This window comes from Mitsuaria sp. TWR114, from assembly GCF_007997345.1.
On record NZ_VOSR01000342.1, the window covers coordinates 1 to 3,469 of the forward strand.

Sequence of the window (3,469 nt, forward strand, 5' to 3'; positions counted from 1 at the left end):
GGCCAGCAGCTCCAGCAGGCGCGGCGTGGGCGCGCACACGACCTCCATCTGCACCTGCGGATGCAGGCTCGCGAAACCCTGCAGCAGGTGCGGCAGCAGGGCGACCGCGTAGTCCTCCGGGCAGCAGAAGCGCAGCACGCCGGACATGCGCGCGCCGCGCAGCTCGGCCAGCGCCTCGTCGTGCCGGCGCAGCAGCTCGCCGGCGTGGACCACCAGGCGCTCGCCGGCGGCCGTCAGCGTCACGCCGCGCGCCCCCCGGTGCAGCAGCGGCTGGCCGGCGACCTCCTCCAGCCGCTGCATCTGCATGCTGATCGCGGACTGCGTCCGGCCCACCCGCGAGCCGGCCTTGCCCAGCGAGCCGGTCTCGGCCACGGCCAGCAGGCTGCGCAGCAGGTCGAAGTCCAGGAAGGTGGTCACGGCAGGGAAGGTCGCGATCGGAGCGGCGCCGTGGCGCGCCAGCGCCAGGGCCAGCGCTTCAGGGCTTGAGGAAGTCGTTCTCGACCCAGGCGGAGGCGCTCGCCTCGGTCAGGCGGAAGTTGGCCGCCACGCGCACCTGGGCGACCAGATCGTCCTGCTCGTCGCGGGCGCTCAGCAGCGCATAGGGGTTGTCCTCGTCCGGGACGATGTCCAGCAGGATGTGCAGCCGTCCGGACCCGGTGTCGAGCTTGAGGCTCTTGTGCAGCTGGGCATGCAGCTGCTGCTCATGGCGGCGCAGGACCTCGGAGGCGGTCTTCACCAGCGTGTGGAAGGCCGCCGCGTCCAGCGGCTTGGGGTTCTTCTTGTCGCGGCCCATGGTCCAGGGGCCGACCAGCGCGGGTTCGGACTCGCCGGCCAGCGTCATCGCCACGGCCCAGCCTTCGTCGTCTTCGTTCTTGATCACCTGCGCGGTCCAGCGCTCGTCGCGCCACAGGCGGGGTTCCTGGATCGGGGTGGTGGTGTCGTCGGGGAGGTGCGTGCTCATCCGGACGAAGGTATCACGCCGCCGTCAGCGAAAACATGTGCGCGTCCCACGCCGAGCCGTCGGTGCCGCGGATGCGCTGGCGCAGCAGGCCCTCGTAATGGGCGCCGCAGCGGCGCGCGACCGCCAGGCTGGCCGCGTTGCCGTCGGCCACGACGATCTCCACGCGGGCCAGCTTCAGGCGCTCGAAGGCATGGCGGCTGAGCGCCCGCACCGCGGCCGAGGCCGCGCCCTGGCCCTGGCAGGCGCTGCGCACCCAATAGCCGAGGTTGCAGAACGGATGCACCGGATGCAGCGAGTTGAGCCCGCCGGCGCCGATGAAGGCGCCGGTGTCGCGGTCGAAGATGCCGAACTCGAAGGCGGTGCCGGACTGCCAGCCGCGCGCGCAATGGTCCAGCCATGCGGCGCCGTCGCTGGTGGAGAAGTCCGCGTGGGCCCAGGCCATCCAGCGGCCGATGGACACGTGGGACTCACGCACCGCGGCGACCAGGTCCGGCAGGTCGCCGGGCCGATAGGGGCGCAGCAGGAAACGACCCTCGACGAGTTCGACCGGCGCGGGACCGGTGGGCGCGGCGTCGCCGTCGTCCCAGACCTCGCCGGCAAGCTGCCGGGCGCAGGCCAGCAGCGAGCGGTTGTAGCGCGACAGGCGCGGCGCCAGCGTGGCCAGCGCGATGATCGGGAACTTGACCGCCGCCGGCCAATCGAGCGAGGTAAGCGCGAGCAGCGCGCGGGCCTCGTCATGCAGCGGACGGTCGTGGCCGGGCTGCATGTGGTGGGCGAGCTCGCCGGCGAGCAGCGCCTCGCTCTCGTCCAGCCGCTGGAGCCAGCGCAAGGTGCTGCCCAGCTGGATCACCGCGCGGGTGCGCCGGTAGGGATCGAGCTGGCCGCTCTCGAGCGCGGCGCGGTACAGCGGCTCGGCTTGCGCTTCGAGGCCGGCGGTGTCGCGCGCGCAGGCGCGTTCGAACAGGGCGCGACCGTCGTCGGCGGGGCGCTCGGCGGCGAGCGCGTCGATCTCGGCGACCAGTTGCGCGCCGGACAGGGCGGGCGCGCGGCGCCAGACCTCGTCCAGGCGCAGGGTCCAGGCGTCGTGCAGCGGGGCGGTGGGGGTGCTCATCGGGCCAGTCTAGCGACCGGCCCCGAGGGTGCTGGAAGTCTGCAGGACGATCATCGCGAGCGTCGCCAGCGCCATCGCGGCGGTGGCGAGCCAGCCCAGCGTGCGCCACAGCGGCGGCATGCGCAGCGCGCCGACGATGGACGGATGGGAGGCGGCGATCATCACCGTCACCATGATCGGCACCGAGATGACGGCGTTGATCACCGCCGACCAGTAGAGCGCCTTGATCGGGTTGAAGCCGGCCAGGCTCAGCGTCAGGCCCAGCAGCATGGCGCCGCCCAGGATGGCGTAGAAGGCCTTGGCGGTCCCCGGCGGGCGGTCGAGCCCGCGCCGCACGCCGGCCAGCGTGGCGACCGCGTAGGCCGCCGAGCCGGCCAGCACCGGCAGCGCCAGGAAGCCGGTGCCCACGATGCCGGCGGCGAAGAGCACGAAGGCGAAATCGCCCGCGACCGGGCGCAGCGCCTGGGCGGCCTGGGCGGTGGTCTGGATGTCGCTGACGCCGCGGGCGTGCAGCGCCGCGGCGGTCGCGACGATCATGAAGAACGCGATCAGGTTGGAGAAACCCATGCCGACCAGGGTGTCGGTCCGCAGCCGCCGGAACTGCCGTTTCGCCTGCTCGGGCGCGACGGCGAGCGGGCGGTCGGCGTCGATGCGGCGGATCTCCTCGGCTTCCTGGCCGGCCTGCCAGAAGAAGAGATAGGGGCTGATCGTCGTGCCCAGGATCGCCACGACCATGGTCGTGGACTCGCGGTCCCAGTGCATCGCGGGCAGCACCAGCGAGCGCAGCGCCAGCGCCCAGTCCGCCTGCGCGGCGAATCCCACGCCGACATAGGCCAGCAGCGACAGCGTCAGCCACTTGAGCAGCCGCACGTAGCGCTCGTAGGGCAACAGGACTTGCAGCAGCAGCGACAGCAGCGCGAAGGCGACGATATAGACGCCCGGCGGACCGCCGACGGCCAGGCTCATCGCGTCGCCCATCGCGCTGAGGTCGGCGCCGAGGTTGATCACGTTGGCGACGACCAGCAGCCCGACCAGCGCCATCACCAGCCAGCGCGGGCACAGCTTGGCGAAGTTCTCGGTCAGGCCCTTGCCGGTGATCCGGCCGATGCGCGCGCTGGCGAGCTGGATGCCCACCATCAGCGGAAAGGTCACCAGGATGGTCCAGCCGACGGTGTAGCCGTACTGCGCGCCGGCCTGCGAGTAGGTCGCGATGCCGCTCGGGTCGTCGTCGGCGGCGCCGGTGATCAGGCCGGGGCCAAGCTGGGCCCACCAGGGGCGGCGGATCGGGTCCTTCGGCAACCGGCATCTCCCGCTCTGACGATGCGGAACTTCTGGCAAGCGCAATGCCCGGTGGCAAAAGCGCCCCGCCTGCGGCGTTCCGGCAGCGCGGGGGTGTC

Annotated in this window: 4 protein-coding genes; all 4 read right to left on the minus strand. The window is 72.5% G+C overall.

All coding sequences use genetic code 11. The annotated features are described in order from the left end of the window. A partial coding sequence (locus FUT87_RS13450) for a LysR family transcriptional regulator (protein ID WP_147241347.1) occupies positions 1–417 on the minus strand: 417 nt, incomplete at its 3' end. A 58-nt stretch (positions 418–475) separates the two neighbouring features. Then, positions 476–961, minus strand: coding sequence for a hypothetical protein (locus tag FUT87_RS13455; protein WP_147241348.1), 486 nt, complete (start codon positions 959–961; stop codon positions 476–478). A gap of 13 nt (positions 962–974) precedes the next feature. Further along, positions 975–2,072, minus strand: coding sequence for a tetratricopeptide repeat protein (locus FUT87_RS29970; RefSeq protein WP_222617142.1), 1,098 nt, complete (start codon positions 2,070–2,072; stop codon positions 975–977). A 9-nt stretch (positions 2,073–2,081) separates the two neighbouring features. Then, a complete protein-coding gene (locus FUT87_RS13470) occupies positions 2,082–3,371 on the minus strand; it encodes an NRAMP family divalent metal transporter (protein ID WP_147241349.1) in 1,290 nt (429 codons plus the stop codon). Positions 3,372–3,469: the final 98 nt, after the last annotated feature.

Excerpts from the sequence above, each read along its gene's own strand:
- FUT87_RS13455 (WP_147241348.1), bottom strand. The coding sequence starts at position 961 with ATGAGCACGCACCTCCCCGACGACACCACCACCCCGATCCAGGAACCC.
- FUT87_RS29970 (WP_222617142.1), bottom strand. The coding sequence starts at position 2,072 with ATGAGCACCCCCACCGCCCCGCTGCACGACGCCTGGACCCTGCGCCTG.